This window comes from Curtobacterium sp. 9128 (assembly GCF_007673775.1).
In the GTDB taxonomy this organism is placed as follows: domain Bacteria; phylum Actinomycetota; class Actinomycetes; order Actinomycetales; family Microbacteriaceae; genus Curtobacterium.
Map to the genome: position 1 here is coordinate 372,800 of NZ_VEAF01000003.1, position 16,793 is coordinate 389,592.

Below are 16,793 nucleotides of genomic sequence, written 5' to 3' on the forward strand. Positions count from 1 at the left end.
TTCCGGCATGAGTTCCACCTCGGCACCGCCTGCTGCTGCGGACGCGGCGTCGCCGACGCGCGCTGCCGCGCTCGACGTGCTGCACCGGGTCTGGGGCTACGACGACTTCCGCGGCGAGCAGGCCGCCATCATCGACCGGGTCGTCGCCGGCGGGGACGCCCTCGTGCTCATGCCGACCGGCGGCGGCAAGTCCCTGTGCTACCAGGTCCCCGCGCTCGTGCGGGACGGCGTCGGGGTGGTGGTGTCACCGCTCATCGCCCTCATGCAGGACCAGGTCGACGCCCTCGCGGCGAACGGCGTCAAGGCCGCGTTCCTCAACTCCACGCAGGGACCGGACGAGCGTGCCCGGTTCGAACGCGCCGTCGTGCAGGGCGAGGTCGACATGCTCTACCTCGCGCCGGAGCGGCTCCGGCTCGAGTCGACGCGCTCGCTGCTCGACCGGACGCAGATCGCCCTGTTCGCGATCGACGAAGCCCACTGTGTGGCGCAGTGGGGGCACGACTTCCGCCCGGACTACCTCGAGCTGAGCGTCCTGCACGAGCGCTGGCCGACGGTCCCGCGCATCGCCCTCACCGCCACCGCGACGCCGCAGACCCACCGCGAGATCTCCGGCCGGCTCGGCCTCGACGACGCCGCGCACTTCGTCGCCGACTTCGACCGTCCGAACATCCAGTACCGCATCGAGCCGAAGACCGGGGCGCTGCAGCAGCTGCTCACCTTCATCCGGACCGAGCACAAGGGCGACGCCGGCATCGTCTACTGCCTGTCGCGCAACTCCGTCGAGCGCACCGCGGCCGCACTCGTCGAGCAGGGGATCCCGGCGCTGCCGTACCACGCCGGACTCGACGTGCGGGTGCGGGAACGCAACCAGTCGCAGTTCCTCCGCGAGGACGGCATCGTCATGGTCGCCACGATCGCCTTCGGCATGGGCATCGACAAGCCCGACGTGCGCTTCGTCGCGCACCTGGACCTCCCGAAGTCGGTGGAGGGCTACTACCAGGAGACCGGTCGAGCCGGTCGTGACGGGCTGCCGTCGACCGCGTGGCTCGCGTACGGGCTCAACGACGTCGTCCAGCAGCGGCGGATGATCGACCAGTCCGAGGGCGACGCCGCACACCGTCGGCAGCTGAGCGCCCACCTCGACGCCATGCTCGCGCTCTGCGAGACGATCGAGTGCCGCCGGGTCCGTCTGCTCCGGTACTTCGGCCAGGAGTCGACCGCGTGCGGCAACTGCGACACGTGCATCGCGCCGCCCGAGTCCTGGGACGGCACCGTCCCCGCGCAGAAGCTCCTGTCGACGATCGTGCGGCTCGAGCGGGAGCGCGGCCAGCGGTACGGCGTCGCGCACCTCGTCGACATCCTCGTCGGCAAGCAGTCGCCCCGCGTGCAGGAGCTCCACCACGAGACCCTGGCGACCTTCGGCATCGGCTCGGACCTGTCCGAAGGTGAGTGGCGGGCCGTCGCCCGGCAGGTCCTCGCGCAGGGGTACGCCGCGGTCTCCGGCGACGGGTACGGCACGCTCGTGCTCAGCCAGAGCAGCGCAGACGTCCTCGCCGGTCGAGTGCAGGTCCGGATGCGACGCGATCCCGTCCGCGCTCCCCGAGCCGGTCGGGCCCGACGGCAGGTCGTCTCCGACATGCCGCAGGAAGCACTCGGTCTGTTCGAGGCGCTCCGTGCCTGGCGTGCGGCGCAGGCGCGGGAACAGGGGGTGCCGGCCTACGTGGTCTTCAACGACGCCACCCTCCGGGGCATCGCGGCGGTACGCCCCGCGGACGTCGACCAGCTCGCCGAGATCTCCGGCGTGGGCGCCGCCAAGCTCGAGTCCTACGGTCGTGCCGTGCTGGACGTGGTGGCCGCCGCGGAGTGATCCGGCGTCCATGCCCCGAGCGGCATGGACGCTCCGTTCGCCTGGCTACACTCGGGAACTCCCGTCCCGAGGAGGCTGCCGGTGCCCGGTCCGTCGATGTTCCCGTCCGTGTTCGCGCGTGCCGTGGTGGCACCGCTCGCGCGGGTGCTCTGGCGTCCGAGGATCGTCGGCCGGAAGAACGTCCCGAAGCGCGGACCGGTGATCCTGGCGAGCAACCACCGGTCGTTCATCGACTCCCCGGCGATCACGATCATGGCGCCGCGGAAGGTCTCGTTCCTCGCGAAGCAGGAGTACTTCACGGGGACCGGGTTCCGCGGAGCGGTGTCCCGCGTCTTCTTCGGCGGCATCGGCGCGATCGGCGTCGAGCGCGGGGCCGGTGCGGCGGCGCAGCACGCACTCGACCTCGGGCTCGAGCGGCTGCGGGAGGGCGAGGCCTTCGCGATCTACCCGGAGGGGACCCGGTCGCTCGACGGGCGCATCTACCGTGGTCGGACGGGTGTCGCGTGGCTGGCCCTCACGAGCGGCGCACCCGTCGTGCCCGTCGCGTTGACCGGCACGGAGGACGTGCAGCCCGTCGGGTCCCGCGTCCCGAAGCTCGCGCGCGTGACGATCGAGTTCGGGAAGCCGATGGACCTGTCGTCGTTCGGCGAGGCGTCCTCGGGGCGTGCCAGGCGGCACGCGACCGATGCCGTGATGGCGGCGATCCAGGAGATGAGCGGCCAGGAGCCGGCGAACGCGTACAACAACCCGCCGGCCACGATCGTGGAGCGAGTGCGTCGAGTCCTGCACCGGGACGACCCGAGCGAGGCCGTCGAACCTGACTGAGCGCACCAGCTGCATTGCGCATGTGAGATATCAGTGGTTCAATGGACGCACTCCTCCGCCGGAAGCCCGAAGCCGTCCGGCGCTCCGCCCACTGATCGGAAGGTCTGCAGCATGTCCACCACGCCGCTCTTCGACTCCATCGCACGGCGCCGTCACGCGGCCGACGAGGGCGGCGCCGCGCCGGCACGGACGGTTCCCGCCGTGCACGCTGTGCGTGTCGCCGTCCCCGGTACCGCGTCCCGCGCCTCCGTCCCGGTCTCTGCTCCCGACGCTGGCCGTACCGCCCCGGGCGCGCAATCGCAGCTCCTCGTTCCGCCGGCCCTCGTCGCCGCCATCGACGCGATCCCCGCGCGCCTGGCTGCCCGGCTGCCGGAGCGGCACCTCGTCAGCGACGAGCAGCTCGCGTTGGTCGAGGCGGCGGCGGACGCGATCACCCGAGCCGCCGTCGACGCCGTGGTGGCCGAGCTCGACCGGATCGCCGCCCAGGGCATCGTCCGCCGCTGACCCCGGTGGTGGACGACATGACGAACGACGGCCTCCCGATGCGCCCGCGCGGCGCAGCACGACGCGCGGCGAACGCCGCGGTCGCGTCCGGTGGTGCCCCCGACCGCGGGACCGTGCCGACCCTCCGGTCGCCGGCCCGCCGACCGACCCCCGGGGCGGCGGTGCCGACACCCGCCGCCTCGGGTCCCACCACAGCACGCCCGGGGAGCCGGACGGCACGCGCCCGGAGTGCGATGTCGACCCGCGGAGGGACGGCCCGGGGTGACCGTGCCCGAGCGGCGCAGTACCGCCGCATCGGGGTGGCGCAGTACCACCGAACCGGGGCGCCTGCGGCCGTGATGACGGCTTCGGCGACGGCGCCGGACGCGGACGGGCTCGGAGTGCCGCGGAGCAGGCGTGCCGCTCGGCGGGCGGAGCGACCCACCGCCGCACGGGCGACCCGGGCCGTCGCCCGCGCGGCGGCTCGCCCCGTCGCGGCCGTCGGCGAGGCCGTCGTGGCCGCGAGGGCCGTTCCGCTCACGGCGACGGCGATCGTCGCGTGTCTCGTGGTCACGGTCGCCTCGCCGCAGTCGGCGTTCGCCGCGCCCGCGACCCGCACGGCGGTCCCCGTCACGGACGTCCAGCGGTTCACCGCACCGGGTGCCGAGGCGATCGCGATCAGTCGGGACGGGTTCACGGTCGGCAGGACGGCCTCCGGTGCACGGGTGTCGTCGATCGGGCCCGGGGGCGTGGACGTCGTCCGCCCGGTCGCCGGAACGGTCCCGACGGCGGGCGGCTTCGGCTCGCGACAGGTGGCCGGATGCGGCGCCTGCTCCACCAGCCACCAGGGACTCGACTTCGCCGCACCCACGGGGACCCCGGTCCTCGCGGCGATGACCGGCACCGTGGTGTCCGCCGGGGTGTTCGGCGGCTACGGCAACCAGATCCTGCTCCGGCACCCCGACGGCACCGAGACCCGCTACGGACACCTCTCGCAGATCGGCGTCCGCGTGGGACAGCCCGTCATCGCAGGGGAGCGCATCGGCGCAGTCGGGAGCACCGGCGTCTCGACGGGGTCCCACCTGCACTTCGAGGTCATCGTGCGCGGCGTTCCGCAGGACCCGGCGCCGTGGCTCGCCGCCAGGGGACTGCTCTGAGCACGGTCGAATCCCGAGCAGGGTCTGTTCTGCGCGTCGTCGTAGGGAACGCGCGTAACGTCCAGCGCGTCGTCGGGCGGGTGCCCGACCGGAACGGAGGACGCTCGTGCGGGTGACGGTACTGGGAACCGGGGCGATGGGGGCCGGCGTGGCAGGATCCCTGCTGCGCGAGGGACACGACGTGACGGTGTGGAACCGCAGCCACGACCGCGCAGCACCCCTCGGGGAACGCGGTGCGACGGTCGCCGACGACCCCGGCGCAGCGGTCGCCGAGGCGGAGGTCGTCCTGCTGACCCTGTTCGACACCGACGCGGTCGTGGACGTCCTCGAGCAGGCCGCTGGCGAGGCGCCGGCCGACGCGGTGTGGGTGCAGTGCTCGACCGTGGGTGTCGAGGGCACCGAGACGGTGGTCCAGATCGCGGCGAAGTACGGCATCACCCTCGTCGAGGCGATGATGCTCGGCACGAAGGCCCCGGCCGAGCAGGGCACGCTCACGATGCTCGCTGCGGGTCCCTCCGCGGTGCTGGACCGCATCGACCCGGTGCTCGACGCAATCGGTGCGAAGACCGTCCGTGCCGGTGAGCGGGTCGGTGAGGGGACCGCCCTCAAGCTCGCCGCGAACGCCTGGATCGCGTCCATCACGGCGGCGACGGGTCAGTCGCTCGCCGTGGCGAAAGGACTCGGCATCGACCCGGCGCTGTTCCTCGAGGCGATCGACGGATCGGCGAGCGACTCCCCGTACGCCCACACGAAGGGCGAGTCGATGCTCTCCGGGCAGTTCCCCGCGCAGTTCGCCCTCGACGGACTCCGGAAGGACATCGGCCTCATCACGGACGCGGCGCGTGCGAGCGGGGTGTCGACGACGCTCCTCGAGGCGCTCGGCCGGGTCTACGCGGACGCCAGCGCCGCCGGGCACGGCGACGACGACATCGCCGCGGTGGGCACGGCCTTCTAGCGCCGGCGTCGGAACCACTCGCGGACGCGGGAGCTCAGACGCCCCACCGTCTCGTCGTTGAGCGTGTTCGCCAGGTCGAAGGCCTCCCGCGCGGGGTCGCTGCCGTCCCGGATCCGGCGGAGTGCAGCCTCGGCCCGTGCGCGGGCGTCGAGTTCGGCGGCGGGCATGTCGTCCTCGGGCTCGTGGTGCCGGGTCGGCCGTGCCTCGCTCATGCCACCAGGCTACGCGCGGCGGTCTCCGAGGTCGGCGTCGGTCTCGCTGACGACCGAGGTCATCTCGTCGAGGAAGTCCGCGACGATCGCCGCTTCGTCCGAGGGCAGGCGCTCGGCGACCTCGGACACGCGGCCGTCGAGGTCGTGGATGACGCGCAGGGCCTGCCGCATCGCAGGGCCGGACGCGGTGAGGATCACGCCACGGCGGTCGTTCGGGTCCGGCTGACGCTCGACGTGGCCGCTGCGGACGAGTCGGTCGACCAGCGCCGACGTCGAGGCGGCGGTGATGCCGAGCCGGTCGGCGAGCTCCTTCGAGTTCACCGTGCGCCCGGTGGCCTCGGCGTCGAGGAGCGCCCGGAGCGCGAGCATCGCGTTCTCGCCGATGCCGAGTGCCTCGCGCGCTCGGCGCTGGGCGGCGCTCTCCGCGGTGCGGTAGCGCCGGAGTGCGTTCAGCAGGTCGACCGCATCGACGCGGGCCCCGTCGTCGTACCAGAAACCCGCCGCGTGTGTCGTCACCTCCGAAGTCATGGACACAATGGTAGACGATCTAGTTAGAACGTCTAGGGATCGTGGCCGTCGGCAGGACGCAACATCGGTGACGCGGCGCGGAAACACCGACGCAACGAGCGGTCAGTAGGTTCGCGGCATGCAGGAGCCGCGGTGCTGAGCCGACTCGCCGGGAGTGTGTTCCGGGTCGGGGCCGCGGTGGAGCGGGCCGACGTGCTCGCCCGGTTGCTCGACGTGTACCTGGCCAGGGCGGAGCCGGTGGCAGGTGCCGAGGAGCAGACCGTCTGCCGGGAGCTCCGCCGGGTCGCCGGTGCGGTCGTCCGTCCGGGGATCGTGCTCGACCGGGTCACGACGTTGGAGTCGCTGGCCCTGGATCGGCACGAACCGGCCTCCATCGCGACCGCCGTCGCCGTCGCCCGGGACGACGCCCGACGCGCGCGGGACGTGGTGTCCACCGAGCTCTGGGACTGCCTCAACGTCACGCGGTCCCGCATGCCGCGCAAGATCGCCGGCGGTCGCGAACACGAGTTCCTGGGGTGGGTCCGCGAGCGCAGTGCCCTGGCGATCGGGGTCGTCGAGGCCGATGCCAGTCGCGACGAGGTGTGGGAGTTCTTCACGCTCGGCCGCTCCCTGGCACGGTGCGCGGCCACGGCGAAGCTCCTGGCCTCCGACCTGCTCGTGCCCGAGTCGGCGTCCTCGTGGGGCACGGCACTCCGTGCGTGCGGCGCGGGGGAGGCCTTCCAGCGAGCGACCGGGTCCGGCGCTCCCGCGTCCGACGCCGCCGCGTTCCTGCTCCTCGACGACCGGAGTCCCCGGTCCGTGCTGTTCCTGACGCTCCGTGCCGAGGAGTGCCTGGAGGACGTCGCCCCCGCGGTGGTCACCGAGGCGCTCGACGACCTGCGCGGTGCGCGGCGTGCGCTGCAGGCCCTGGCCCCGGCGGAGGCGATCGATGCGGCGCGGGCGGCCGGTCGACGGCTCGCCGAGGTCGCGGACCGTGTCGCCGGGGCCCTCGACGCCCGGGTCTTCGCCGCCGCCGGACCGACCCGCTGACGCGCCCGCTCCCGCTCGTCTTGACGACGACTGCGCACGCGCCCGCGCGCGCACCTGTCGTCACCGCGCGCACTTCGCGGGGAAGGGGTGGCAGGAGAAGGGCGGGGGCGGCAGGGAAGGGGACAGGGCTGCAGGCGGGGCGGGTGCGCGTCACACCCCGCTGGACCGCTGCGCGACCGCCTCGTCCCGCTCGATGTCACGGCGGACGGCGTCCCGTGACGCCGGGGTCCCGAGCACCGGGATCGAGTGCGTGAGGGCCATGTGCAGCCGGTTGTCGGCGTCGTAGCGCACGCGGTAGTGCTCGAAGCGGACGAGCCACACGAGCGCGATCCCGAGCGCGACGAACCCGGAGGCAGCGCCGACGCCGATCGCCCACCGGGGTCCCCAGGCATCGGCGACGGCCCCGACGATGGGCGCGCCGATCGGGGTTCCGCCGGCGAAGATCGCCATGTAGAGCGCCATCACCCGACCGCGCATCGCCGGCGCGGTCGTGGTCTGCACGAGGGCGTTCGCGGTCGTCATGAACGTCAGGGACGCCAGGCCGACGAAGACGAGCACGACGGCGAACGACCAGTAGGTCGGCGCGAACGCCGCGGCGGTGCACGCCAGGCCGAAGCCCGCACTCGCGATGACGAGCAGGCGCATGCGTGGACGGTCTCTGCGGGCGGAGAGGAGCGCGCCGAGCACCGAGCCGATCGCCATCACCGAGTTGAGCAGCCCGAACTCGCCCGCGCCCTTGTGGAACTCGACCCGCGCCATCGTCGAGGTGAAGATCGGGAAGTTCACGCCGAACGTGCCGACGACGAAGATCATGCAGAGCACGACGACGATGTCCGGCCGTTTCCGGACGTAGCGGACGCCGGCGAGGATCTGGCCCTTGCCGCGCTCGGCCTTCGGACGGTCCGCGAGCTGCTCGGGGTCCACGAACCGCAGCGCGAGGAGCACGGCCGCGAACGACGCCGCGTTGAGGACGAACACCCAGCCGGACCCGATCGCGGCGATGAGCACGCCCGCGACGGCCGGTCCGATGAGGCGGGCGGCGTTGAACGAGGCGGAGTTCAGCGCGACGGCGTTGGCGACGTGCTCGCCCGTCACGACGTCGGACACGAAGGCCTGACGTACCGGGGTGTCGAACGCGGCGACGATGCCGAGCGCGAGTGCGAACGCGTAGAGCCACAGCAGCGTGGCGGTGTGCGTGACGACCATGATGCCGAGCCCGAGGCCCAGCAGCGCCATCAGCGCCTGGGTCACCATGAGGGTGCGTCGGCGGTCGAAGCGGTCGGCGACGAGCCCGGTCCAGGGCAGCAGCACGAGCTGGGGGCCGAACTGCAGGGCCATCGTGGTGCCGACGGCGATCGCGTTGTTGTTCGTGAGCTGCGTCAGGACGATCCAGTCCTGCGCGGTCCGCTGCATCCAGGTGCCGACGTTCGACACCAGGGCACCCGCGAACCAGATGCGGTAGTTGCGTCCCGACAGGGACCGGAACATGGCCGTCACTGGTGGGCCAGCCTCCTCATGATCTCGGTGGCGTCGGCGAGGACGCGACGGTCGGCCGGGCTGAGCGCCGCGAGCCGCGGGGTGAGCCAGTCGTCACGACGACGACGGGTCTCGACGACGAAGTCCGCTCCGGCCGCCGTCGCGCCGATGAGCACCTTGCGGCGGTCGTCGCCGTGGCCGCCCTTCGACAGCAGACCGCGGTCGACGAGCGCGGCGACGGTCTTCGTCATCGACGGCGGCGTCACGCCCTCGTTCCGGCTCAGCTCGGCGAGCGTCATCGGGCCGTCGCGGTGGAGTCGGGCGAGCGCGGAGAACATCGCGTCGCTGACGCTCGTGTCCGCCTTCTGCGCGCGGAGCGTCCGGGACAGTCGGTTCACCGCGACGCGGAAGTCGGAGCTGAGGAGGGCGTGGGGCGCCGCGCGGGGGCGTTCAGCGAGGGGTTCGATCACGGACACGATCGTTAGCCTAGCAAATTAGTTCAGCGAACGAACTGGTTCGAGCGGGCCGGAAGCATGCAGGTGTATGGTTCTGGACTGTAGACAACAGGTGTTGCCGACGAGTCGAGTAGGAAGAAGCACAGACATGTCCGAGTTCGAGGGCAAGGTCGCCATCGTCACCGGTGGTGGCAGCGGGATCGGCGAGTCCATCGCGAAGGAGCTCGCCGCGGCGGGCGCATCGGTGGTGGTCACCGACGTGAAGCTCGACGCCGCACAGCGCGTCGTCGACGAGATCGCGCAGGCCGGCGGTACCGCGGCCGCGATCGACGCGAACTCCGCGGTGGCCGCGGACAACGAGAAGGCCGTGCAGTTCGCGGTCGACACGTACGGTGCGCTGCACCTCGCCGTGAACAACGCCGGCATCGGCGCCGCCCCGCAGCGGATCGGCGACTACGACGTGAGCGCGTGGGACCGCGTCCGTGCGGTGGACCTCGACGGCGTCTTCTACGGGCTCCGCTACGAGATCCCCGCGATCCTCGCCGCCGGCGGCGGCGCGATCGTCAACATGTCGTCGGTGCTCGGCTCGGTCGGCATCGCCCAGAACGCGGCGTACGTGGCGTCGAAGCACGCCCTCGTCGGCCTGACGAAGGTCGCCGCGCTCGAGTACACCGCGCAGGGCGTCCGCACGAACGCCGTCGGCCCCGGCTTCATCGACACGCCGCTGGTCCGGTCGTCCCTGTCCGCCGAGGAGCTCTCGGCCCTCGAGTCCCAGCACGCCAGCGGTCGACTCGGCACCGACGCCGAGGTCGCGGCGCTCGTGCTGTTCCTGCTGAGCGAGAAGGCGTCGTTCATCTCCGGCAGCTACCACCTGGTGGACGGCGGCTACTCCGCCCACTGATCCGGGGATCGGACTGGAGGCCCTGCTCACGTCGGCGACGTCGCGGAAGCGAGCAGGGCCTCCAGTGCGATCCGGTGGTGACGTGGTCCGGTCAGCGCACGATCGCGTCGTGGGGGAGCAGGGCGTGGACGCCCCAGGTGCGGTTCGCGACCTGTGTGACCCGCATGCTGACCGCGACGCTCGCCATGGCGAGCGCCTGGGCGCGGGTGACGTCGTGCAGGCCGGCGATCCAGTCGACCATCCGGTCGAGGGCCGTCATGGTCGCGGCGTTGAGGTCGGCGTCGAACCCGAACGTGATGCGTCCGGCCGGGGTGTCGGCGTGGATCCCCGCCACCGGCGCGGTGTCGAGGAGCGTCAGCGTCATCGTGGTCGTCATGCCGCACTCGACCGCGGTGCCGGACACCTCGCCGTCGCCCTGCGCAGCGTGGCCGTCGCCGACCGACAGCAGCGCGTCCGGAACGGTCACCGGGAGGTACAGCGTCGCTCCGGCGACGAGCTCGCGGCAGTCGACGTTGCCGCCGCCCACCGGACGCGGCGGGATCGTCGAGTGCTCGCCCGTCGTCTCCGGGGGCAGCCCGACCACACCGAGGAACGGCGCCGTGCGGACGCCGAGCCCCAGCTGGTTCCTGGCCGTGCCGGCGGTCGCGTCGATGTCCCACAGGAGCGGCCCGCGCGACGCCGGGTCGACGAGGTCGAGCGCCCGGGTGACCGGGGAGTCGACGCCGCCGGAGCCCGTGTACCCCCAGTCGTCCGGCACCAGGTCGTCGAAGCGGACCGCGAGCACCTGTCCGGGACGGGCTCCCGTCACCGCGATCGGACCGACCAGGCAGTGGCCGCGACGGGACGCGATGAGGGTCGGGGCCTCTGCGCCCGGTTCGGCGAGCCGTTCGGTGTAGCCGGCGGCGTTCAGGGAGTGCACCGTCACGGTGTCGCCGGGGTCCACGCGGAGCACGGGCGTGCGCTCCGCGTCGAACACGTCGGCGGCGGTGGCGAGCGAGGCGTCGATGCGGTGTGCGGTCATCGTCCGATCCTCGCAGCCGGACGCCCGGTTCAGTGGAACTGGGGGATGGTCAGCCAGATCCCGTACAGCACCGCGGCGGCGCAGAGGGCGAAGCAGAGCACCGCGCCCGCCGTCGCCCCGGCGGGGGTGCGGCCGGAGCGGGGCGTCTCCTCCGCGTACTCGGTGCGCTCGCCGGCGGCGTCCACCGGCTGCCCGGTGCCGAGCAGGCGCAGACCGATCGTGTAGAGCAGCACCACGCCCACCGCGGACACGAAGCCCACGCCGGCGACCGTGGCGATCGCGCCGAAGTCGATGTCCATCGTCGTCCCCGTTCAGTTCTTCGCGGCCGCCACGGGCTCGCGCTCCGTGTCGGCGTCGTGGATGTCCGCTGCCGAGACCGGCTTGCGCTTGGCGAGGGCGTAGAAGGTGAGCCCGGCGGCGAGGGCCATGACCGCGACGAGGACGAGCCCGATCACCGAGGTCGAGGCGAGCCAGGTGGCCAGCCCGCCGACGAGCGCGGCGGCGGGGAGCGTGATCACCCAGGCGATGACGATCCGACCGACGACGCCCCAGTGCACGTCCGCGAGCTTCTTGCCGAGGCCGGAGCCGACGACCGAGCCGCTCGTGACGTGGGTGGTCGAGAGCGCGAAGCCGAGGTGGGAGGACACCAGGATCGTCGCGGCCGAACTGGTCTCCGCCGCGAACCCCTGGGGGGACTGCACGTCGGAGATCTTCTTGCCGACGGTCTGCATGATGCGCCAGCCACCCACGTAGGTCCCGAGACCGATCGCCAGCCCGCACGCCAGGATCACCCAGAGCTCGGGGCCGGTGCCGGCGTCCTGGTAGTTCGCGGCGATCAGGGTCAGCGTGATGACGCCCATCGTCTTCTGCGCGTCGTTCGTGCCGTGCGCGAGGGACACCAGCGAGGCCGAGATGGTCTGACCGTGTCGGAAGCCCGTCGCCGCACCGTGCGTCGTGGCGTTCTTCGTGATCGTGTACGCCAGGTACGTCGCGACCAGGGCGATGACCCCGGCGATGACGGGGGAGAGCAGCGCCGGCAGCACGACCTTCGACACGACGGTGCCCCAGTCGACCGAGTTCAGCCCCGCGCCGATGATGGAGGCGCCGATGAGGCCGCCGAACAGCGCGTGCGTGGAGGACGACGGCAGCCCGAAGTACCAGGTGGCGAGGTTCCAGAGCACGGCCCCGACGAGCCCCGCGAAGATCATCGTCGGCGAGATGTGGATGCCGTCCTGCCCCTCGCGGATGATGCCCTGCGAGACGGTCTTGGCGACCTCGGTGGACAGGAACGCGCCGACGATGTTGAGCACGGCGGAGATGAGCACGGCGGTCCGGGGCTTGAGTGCCCCCGTGGCGACCGACGTGGCCATGGCGTTGGCGGTGTCGTGGAACCCGTTCGTGAAGTCGAACACGAGGGCCACCACGATCACGAGCACGACGATGACGAGGACGTCCATGGCCGCGACGCTAGGCCGGAGCGCGACCGGCCGCGTGAACGGCGGGTGAACAGGTACGCCGGTCTGCGAGGATCGACCCGTGCCCACGTTCTCAGCTGCCCGCGGTGACTCCTCGTTCGTCGACGCGCACGGGGTGGAGATCGTCTACTCGACCTGGCGTGCCGGCCGGCCGAAGGGGGTCGTCCAGCTCGCCCACGGCGTCGGCGAGCACGCGCTGCGCTACGACCGCCTCGCGCAGGACCTCGTCCGCGCTGGGTGGACCGTCGTCGCGAACGACCACCGCGGGCACGGACGGACCGGCCTCGGACAGTGGGGCGGCGACCACGCGAAGCTCGGCCGGCTCGGCGTCGGCGGGCTCCGGGCAGCGATCGCCGCCGTCGAGCAGATGACCGCCGTGGCCCGCCGGGAGACCCCAGGCGTCCCGCTCGTGCTCCTCGGACACTCGTGGGGGTCGCTCATGGCGCAGCACATCGTGAACACCTCGAGCGAGGCCTACGACGGTGTCGTGCTCTCCGCCACCGCCTACCGCCTGCCGGGGCTGATGAACGGCGGCGACCTCAACAAACGGCACGCCGCGCTCGGGACGACCCGGTTCGAGTGGCTCAGCCGCGACCCGGCGGTGGTCGCCGCGTTCGACGCCGACCCGCTCACGGTCGACGCCGCCGTGATGGCGCTGTTCGGCATCCCGGACACGCTGCGGCTGCTCGGCGTCCCGCGTCGGCAGATCCCGCACGACCTGCCCGTGCTGCTGCAGGTCGGGTCGGACGACAGCCTCGGTGGGCCACGGTCCGTCGAGCGGCTCGCGCGTGCGTACCGCCGACGCGGCGGCCTGACGGACGTGACCGTCCAGGTCTACGAGGGGGCGCGGCACGAGATCTACAACGAGACGAACCGCGACGAGGTGGTGGCGGACCTGGTGGCGTGGCTGGAGCACGTCGGCTCCCGCGCGTAGGCTCGCGGCGTGCACGGTGAGTACAAGGTCCCAGGTGGCAAGCTCGTCGTCGTCGACCTCGAGGTGGTCGACGACACCATCCAGGAGTTCCGGCTCGCCGGCGACTTCTTCCTCGAACCGGACGACGCCCTCCCGCTGATCGACCAGGCGGTGACCGGGCTGCCCGCGACCACGGACGCGGCCGGCATCGCCGCCGCCGTGCGTGCCGCGCTCCCCGAGGACGCCGTGCTGCTCGGCTTCACGCCGGAGTCCGTCGGCGTCGCCGTCCGCCGGGCGCTCTCACGGGCGTCGACGTGGCAGGAGTACGACTGGCAGATCGTGCACGAGGGGCCGATCAGCCCGAACGAGCACCTCGCGCTCGACCAGGTCCTCACCGAGGAGGTCGGTGCCGGTCGCCGTGGGCCGACGCTCCGCATCTGGGAGTGGGACCAGCCCGCGGTCGTCATCGGGTCGTTCCAGTCGTTGAAGAACGAGGTCGACCCGGACGGTGCCGCGAAGTACGGCGTGCAGGTGGTGCGGCGCATCTCCGGCGGCGGTGCGATGTTCATGGACGCCGGCGCGATCATCTCGTACTCGCTCTACGTCCCGACCGACCTCGTGCAGGGGATGACGTTCGCGGACTCCTACGCGTACCTCGACGAGTGGGTGATCGAGGCGCTGAAGTCCCTCGGGATCGACGCGTACTACCAGCCGCTCAACGACATCACCTCGACGAAGGGCAAGATCGGCGGGGCCGCGCAGAAGCGCCTCGGTACCGGTGCGCTGCTCCACCACGCCACCATGAGCTACGACATGGACGGCGAGAAGATGGTCGAGGTCCTGCGCATCGGGCGCGAGAAGATGAGCGACAAGGGGACGACGTCGGCCGCCAAGCGGGTCGACCCGCTGCGGTCGCAGACCGGGCTCTCGCGGGCGGCGATCATCGAGTCGCTGATCGGGACGTTCACGAAGCTGTACGGGGCGACCCCCGGGACGATCACGGACGCCGAACGGCAGCGGGCGCAGGAGCTCGTCGCGTCGAAGTTCGCGACGAAGGAGTGGCTCGAGCGGGTGCCCTGACGGGCTGCTCGCTCGCCGGCTGCGTGGTCGGCGGCCGGGCCGTGGTGGGGGCTGTGGGGATCCCGGCGTGCGTGGTCGGCGTCCGGGCCATTGAGGGCGCCGCGGGGATCCCGGCGTGCGTGGTCGGCGGCCGGGCCATTGAGGGCGCCGCGGGGATCCCAGCGTGCGTGGTCGGCGGCCGGGAGAGGGGGGATCCCGGCCGCCGCTCCTCGAGTGTGGACGTCATCCCCAAGAACGAGGCGTGTGGATCATGAGAATCCTCCGCGCGGCTGATCCGGCGCCTCGGACCGCCACGTAGCCTCGCTTGCGTGAACTGGTTGATCCTGCTGGGGGCGGTGGCCGCTGCGGTCGTCGTGACGTGGATCGCCGATCGCCTGGGGTGGATCGACCTGTCGAACAAGTCGACCAGCAGCGGGGGATCCGGTGGCGTCGTCTCGATGATGGACGAGGTGTTCGCGCCGACGCGCCACGAGACCCAGGCCGAGTACGAGCGACAGGCCCGGCTGCCGCGCGAGGCGCCGACACCCGCCGACGACGACCACGACCTGCTGAGCGGGACGGTCCTCATCAAGGTGCCGACCGTCCGGTCCTCCTCAGCCGGGCGCCACGAGGCGCGTCCGGGGACGCACGACCGCTCGTACTGAGCCGTCGTCGGCCGCACAGGGGGCCAGCACGGGGGTCGGGCTCAGCGCGTCGTGAGCTCCTGGTAGTCCGGGTGCCGTTCGATCCACGCGGCGACGTAGCTGCACTGCGGCACGACGCGGCGGGACGACTCCGAGCGGACGTCGTCGAGGGCGTGCTGAACGAGGACCGAGGCGTGACCGCCGCCGCGGTGCGCCGGGTCGACCTCGGTGTGCACGAAGCGGATCTCGTCGTCGTCGGTCTCGTAGGCGGCGAACCCGATCACGTCGCCGTCCTCGACGAGGGAGTACTGCTGCTGATCGGTGTCGTTGCGGACTTCCAGTGCCATGGCGGCGACCCTACGCCCCGCCGCCGGACACGGGCTGGAGCGGCCGATGCCGCTGGTGCCGTCGGCGATCGTTCCGTCCCGGAGGCCTGCGGCGCGCCGAACGCCCGAACGGGGGACACCAGGTGAGGCCGGATCGCACTACTGTCACTCCGTGCACGACCAGACCCCGCCCCTGCGCTTCCGGACCCCGCCAGGCTGGCCCACCCCGTCACCGGAGTGGACGGAACTGTTCCAGGGTGCCGAGCCCGCTCCCGGCTGGAGCCCGGCTGCCGACGTCCCGCCGGCGCCCTCGGGCTGGCCGTTCTGGCGCCCGACCCGCGCCCTGCGGCGTCGTGTGCCGCGGTCCTCTCTGGTCCTGCTCGTCGTCGGAGCTGCCCTCGCGATCGTCTCCTTCGCCGGCGTCGCCGTGCTCTGGACGGTCGACGGCCCGGCGGCGCTCGCACTGGCCCCGATGGTCGCCGGCATCGCGCTCTGGATCGTCGGCGCGAACCGGTACCGGGACGGGATCGTCGCCGCGTGGGACGACGTCCGGTCGTGGTCCGCAGCACGTCGCGCCGAGCAGCGTCCGGAGGACCCCGCCGCGTGGGACGCCGCCGCGTGGTCGGTGCCGGACGCTCGTCCCTTCGAGGAGGGCCCGCCGTCGCGGATCGTCGCAGTCGTCAACCACGCCCTCGTCGTGTCCACCGCCGTGGTCGCGACGCTGGTGCTCGTCGCCGGAGCCACCATCGCCGCGCAGCCGGCCGTCGACGTCGTCGCGCAGGCCGTCGGCGACGGGTCCGCCCTGGCCGACGACAGCCCGCAGCCCGAGTGGTCCTCGGACGACGGCAGCATCCAGACGTACTGGCTCGCGGCCGACGACGAGTGGGAGGCGACGTGCGACATGACGCCGGGCGACTCGAACTGCGACGCGTACGAGATCGACAGCGACACGAGCTGCACGGCGATCGTCACGGTCGGGTTCTTCGCCTCGGCGGACGACGACCAGCCGAGTCGCGTGGAGGAGCGGGCGGTGTCGCTCACCGAGGGCATCCCGCTCGTCCTGGTCGAGAACTACGACGAGGAGATCTCCGGGATCGGTGACGTCTCGTGTGCGACCGGGAGCGACGCGAGCGGGGACCGCGTGACCGCGACCCAGGAAGCCGACGACCACGTCGCCGACGCCGACACCCCGGCCGGCTGCGACGAGGAGGACTGCGTCGCGTTCGCCGTCACGCCGAGCGCGGACTGCGACGCGGCGACCGTCCAGTTCGAGGTCGACGCCGCGATCGGCTCGGTGACGGCGCCGCACGACCTCGCCGTGGTGACCCCGCTCGACGCGGGGAAGGCGACCGACGTGTTCGTCGGCGGCACCGACCGAGCGTCCGACGTGCTGCCGGGGCAGGTCACCTGCCGGGCGTCGTCCGACGGCAACGGCGACGCGCAGGACTCCTGAGGCCATGCGCGACC

General features: G+C 72.5%; 18 protein-coding genes and 1 pseudogene. 11 read left to right on the forward strand and 8 right to left on the reverse strand.

The annotated features are described in order from the left end of the window. The first annotated feature begins 7 nt into the window (after positions 1–7). The 5 genes from recQ to FS641_RS08000 all read left to right on the forward strand — a co-directional run bounded on the left by recQ (position 8) and on the right by FS641_RS08000 (position 5,287). On the forward strand, positions 8–1,867 hold the full coding sequence (recQ, locus tag FS641_RS07980; RefSeq protein ID WP_144762484.1) for a DNA helicase RecQ: 1,860 nt from the start codon (positions 8–10) through the stop codon (positions 1,865–1,867). Between the two features lie 96 nt (positions 1,868–1,963). After that, positions 1,964–2,692, forward strand: coding sequence for a 1-acyl-sn-glycerol-3-phosphate acyltransferase (locus FS641_RS07985; RefSeq protein WP_144762901.1), 729 nt, complete (start codon positions 1,964–1,966; stop codon positions 2,690–2,692). Positions 2,693–2,803: 111 nt separating this feature from the next. Next, on the forward strand, positions 2,804–3,196 hold the full coding sequence (locus tag FS641_RS07990; protein ID WP_144762487.1) for a hypothetical protein: 393 nt from the start codon (positions 2,804–2,806) through the stop codon (positions 3,194–3,196). Between the two features lie 17 nt (positions 3,197–3,213). Then, positions 3,214–4,332, forward strand: a complete 1,119-nt coding sequence (locus FS641_RS07995) for a M23 family metallopeptidase (protein ID WP_222122063.1) — start codon at positions 3,214–3,216, stop codon at positions 4,330–4,332. Positions 4,333–4,444: 112 nt separating this feature from the next. Then, positions 4,445–5,287, forward strand: coding sequence for an NAD(P)-dependent oxidoreductase (locus FS641_RS08000; RefSeq protein ID WP_144762490.1), 843 nt, complete (start codon positions 4,445–4,447; stop codon positions 5,285–5,287). Here FS641_RS08000 and FS641_RS08005 read toward each other — a convergent pair. Further along, positions 5,284–5,499, reverse strand: a complete 216-nt coding sequence (locus FS641_RS08005; RefSeq protein WP_144762493.1) for a hypothetical protein — start codon at positions 5,497–5,499, stop codon at positions 5,284–5,286. The two genes, FS641_RS08000 and FS641_RS08005, sit on opposite strands and share 4 nt — an antisense overlap. Before the next feature lie 9 nt (positions 5,500–5,508). Then, positions 5,509–6,027, reverse strand: a complete 519-nt coding sequence (locus FS641_RS08010) for a MarR family winged helix-turn-helix transcriptional regulator (protein WP_144762495.1) — start codon at positions 6,025–6,027, stop codon at positions 5,509–5,511. Between the two features lie 132 nt (positions 6,028–6,159). On the opposite strand from FS641_RS08010, the gene FS641_RS08015 reads away from it, so the two are divergent. Continuing rightward, positions 6,160–7,056 carry an alpha-E domain-containing protein gene (locus FS641_RS08015; RefSeq protein ID WP_186317645.1) on the forward strand — a complete coding sequence of 299 codons (897 nt, stop codon included), beginning with the start codon at positions 6,160–6,162 and terminating at the stop codon, positions 7,054–7,056. Positions 7,057–7,206: 150 nt separating this feature from the next. Here FS641_RS08015 and FS641_RS08020 read toward each other — a convergent pair whose 3' ends face one another. Next, positions 7,207–8,553 carry an MFS transporter gene (locus FS641_RS08020; protein WP_144762499.1) on the reverse strand — a complete coding sequence of 449 codons (1,347 nt, stop codon included), beginning with the start codon at positions 8,551–8,553 and terminating at the stop codon, positions 7,207–7,209. Positions 8,554–8,678: 125 nt separating this feature from the next. Continuing rightward, positions 8,679–8,870 (reverse strand): annotated as a pseudogene (locus tag FS641_RS18570) (MarR family winged helix-turn-helix transcriptional regulator); the annotation flags it as partial. A 265-nt stretch (positions 8,871–9,135) separates the two neighbouring features. On the opposite strand from FS641_RS18570, the gene FS641_RS08030 reads away from it, so the two are divergent. Then, a complete protein-coding gene (locus FS641_RS08030; protein WP_144762503.1) occupies positions 9,136–9,888 on the forward strand; it encodes an SDR family NAD(P)-dependent oxidoreductase in 753 nt (250 codons plus the stop codon). Between the two features lie 91 nt (positions 9,889–9,979). Here the strand turns inward: FS641_RS08030 and FS641_RS08035 are convergent, their stop codons facing one another. The 3 genes from FS641_RS08035 to FS641_RS08045 are packed head-to-tail and all read right to left on the reverse strand — an operon-like array spanning position 9,980 to position 12,366. After that, entirely contained in the window at positions 9,980–10,909 is a 930-nt protein-coding gene (locus FS641_RS08035) for an acetamidase/formamidase family protein (protein ID WP_144762505.1), read from the reverse strand. A 29-nt stretch (positions 10,910–10,938) separates the two neighbouring features. Next, positions 10,939–11,208, reverse strand: coding sequence for a hypothetical protein (locus tag FS641_RS08040; RefSeq protein WP_144762507.1), 270 nt, complete (start codon positions 11,206–11,208; stop codon positions 10,939–10,941). A gap of 12 nt (positions 11,209–11,220) precedes the next feature. Further along, positions 11,221–12,366, reverse strand: a complete 1,146-nt coding sequence (locus tag FS641_RS08045) for an inorganic phosphate transporter (RefSeq protein WP_144762509.1) — start codon at positions 12,364–12,366, stop codon at positions 11,221–11,223. A gap of 79 nt (positions 12,367–12,445) precedes the next feature. Between FS641_RS08045 and FS641_RS08050 the strand changes: the two genes are divergently transcribed. The 3 genes from FS641_RS08050 (at position 12,446) to FS641_RS08060 (ending at position 15,021) form a co-directional block, all read left to right on the forward strand. After that, a complete protein-coding gene (locus FS641_RS08050) occupies positions 12,446–13,318 on the forward strand; it encodes an alpha/beta fold hydrolase (RefSeq protein WP_144762511.1) in 873 nt (290 codons plus the stop codon). A gap of 9 nt (positions 13,319–13,327) precedes the next feature. Continuing rightward, positions 13,328–14,377: a biotin/lipoate A/B protein ligase family protein gene (locus tag FS641_RS08055; protein WP_144762513.1), complete on the forward strand. Its 1,050-nt coding sequence runs from the start codon at positions 13,328–13,330 to the stop codon at positions 14,375–14,377. 308 nt (positions 14,378–14,685) lie between these two features. Continuing rightward, positions 14,686–15,021, forward strand: a complete 336-nt coding sequence (locus FS641_RS08060) for a hypothetical protein (protein WP_144762515.1) — start codon at positions 14,686–14,688, stop codon at positions 15,019–15,021. 41 nt (positions 15,022–15,062) lie between these two features. Here FS641_RS08060 and FS641_RS08065 read toward each other — a convergent pair whose 3' ends face one another. Beyond that, on the reverse strand, positions 15,063–15,347 hold the full coding sequence (locus FS641_RS08065; RefSeq protein ID WP_144762517.1) for a GNAT family N-acetyltransferase: 285 nt from the start codon (positions 15,345–15,347) through the stop codon (positions 15,063–15,065). 151 nt (positions 15,348–15,498) lie between these two features. Here FS641_RS08065 and FS641_RS08070 point away from each other — a divergent pair, with 151 nt between their 5' ends. Continuing rightward, a complete protein-coding gene (locus FS641_RS08070) occupies positions 15,499–16,779 on the forward strand; it encodes a hypothetical protein (RefSeq protein WP_144762519.1) in 1,281 nt (426 codons plus the stop codon). The last annotated feature ends 14 nt before the right edge of the window (positions 16,780–16,793 follow it).